The sequence below is a fragment of the Humibacter sp. genome (assembly GCF_035547335.1).
Classification (GTDB): Bacteria; Actinomycetota; Actinomycetes; order Actinomycetales; family Microbacteriaceae; genus Humibacter.
The window spans coordinates 1-1,665 of record NZ_DASZVF010000043.1 but is presented as its reverse complement, the minus strand read 5'-3'; the positions used below and the strand labels follow the sequence as shown (position 1 = coordinate 1,665).

Here is a 1,665-nt window from a genome sequence, read left to right as displayed (position 1 = left end):
GCTCCCGGCCGGGCGCCGGGCTGGGTCTCGCGCTCGTCGAGGCACTGGTGACACGGGCAGGGGGCGAGCTGCGGCTGTGCTTCGACGGCGAGCACGCCCGGCACGGAACCCAGGCCCAGATCGCCTGCACCCACGGTCCCGAGATGACCGTCACCGTGCTGCTGCCGTCTCGCTGACGCCGGTTAGCGTGACGCCATGGCTGACGGTCGTGACGTCATGGCGCAGTTCATCCCGAGCTCGCCGCTGGTAAAGCTGCTCGGAATCGAGATCGGATCGCTCGGCGACGGCGAGGCAACGCTGGTCCTGCCCTACCGCCCGGAGCTGACGACGATCGGCGAAACGGTGCACGGTGGCGCAATCGCCGCACTCGCCGACACCGCGGTGATGGCGGCATGCTGGTGCGGCGCCGAGCCGCCCGAGTCGCTGCGCGGCAGCACCGTCGACCTCACGGTGCACTACCTCGCACCGGCCAACGCCAGCGACCTCACCGCGCAGGCGCGGGTGCTGCGCCGCGGCCGCAAGATCTCCCACGCCGAGGCCGCGGTCACGGATGCGTCTGGTACCCGGGTGGCACACGCGGTCGGCACCTACCAGCTCGGCTAGAGGTCGCGAGAGGATGTCGTCATGAGCTGGTCGTGGACGCTGTTCGGCGGGAGTGCCGCCATCGGCGTGGTCGGCGTGCTCGGCAGCTACGTGATCGCCCGGCGGTCACGTCTCGAGACGAACCACTGGAGCGCCTATCCCGCCTTCATCGGGCTGTCGATCGCGGTCGCCGTCCTGGCCGCGGGCTTCGAGCTCTCGTGGTTGCTCATCACCTTCGCCGGCTACGTCCTGCTCGCGAACTTCGCGGCGCCGCTCGTCCTGCTGGCGCGGCTGCGGCGGGAGACGACGCATTCATGCGCCTCGAGCCGCTTGAGCAGCACGGGCAGCTCGTGCGACGCCACCGCCTGCGCCACCTGCCCGCTCGCCACTCAACGCGACGTGTCAGAACCTCACCCGGCTACCGCCCCCTGAGCACCTGACCCCTGGCACGTTCGTATGTGACATAGGTGTTGTGACGCTTCGCACCAATGTCACATACGTGTCGCGATTCACGACACGCATGTCACATACGGGTAGCAAATCGCGACACCAATGTCACATGCGGTCAGCATCGGCGGGATCAGCTACTGGCGGTGCGGTGCGGATGACGAGCATCTCGTTGCCGCCCTTCTGGAACTCATAGGGCGATGGCCTGATCGTCGTCGTGCAGCCGAGATCCTCGACTGCGCTGCGAACCGCGTCCAGCAGCGGTGCGGTGTCGGTCCCGGTGTCGCTGATCAGCGGGAAGATCCGCACCTCCCGACGAGCAACCCGTGCCATCTCGCAAGCTGCGGCGACGTGGAAGCCCTCGTCGAGCCGGTCGGCGTACAGGAAGAGCAGGTGCGAGCTGAGGACGAGGTCGAACGATCCGCTGCGGAACGGTAGCCGGGGCAGGCCGGCGGCGAGGTACGTCGAGGCGCTGCGTGCGAAGTCCTCACCGAAGACGCGCGCGGCGGCGGTCCGCTTGTCGAGGTGATCGGCGATGTCAGCGAAGAACCCCCATACAAAGGAGTCGATCGACGATCCGGTGTGGCGATTCCCCCGTATCGCCTCCTCGACCGCATGCGGCGCGAGCCAGTCCGC

The 1,665-nt window shown here is 68.4% G+C and carries 3 protein-coding genes; 2 read left to right on the top strand and 1 reads right to left on the bottom strand.

Going from position 1 to position 1,665, the window contains the following annotated elements; translation table 11 throughout:
* Positions 1-195: 195 nt before the first annotated feature.
* A complete protein-coding gene (locus tag VHB92_RS08990) occupies positions 196-603 on the top strand; it encodes a PaaI family thioesterase (RefSeq protein ID WP_325453411.1) in 408 nt (135 codons plus the stop codon).
* Positions 604-624: 21 nt separating this feature from the next.
* Positions 625-1,014: a hypothetical protein gene (locus VHB92_RS08985; protein WP_325453410.1), complete on the top strand. Its 390-nt coding sequence runs from the start codon at positions 625-627 to the stop codon at positions 1,012-1,014.
* A gap of 123 nt (positions 1,015-1,137) precedes the next feature.
* Here VHB92_RS08985 and VHB92_RS08980 read toward each other — a convergent pair.
* A partial coding sequence (locus VHB92_RS08980; protein WP_325453409.1) for a hypothetical protein occupies positions 1,138-1,665 on the bottom strand: 528 nt, incomplete at its 5' end.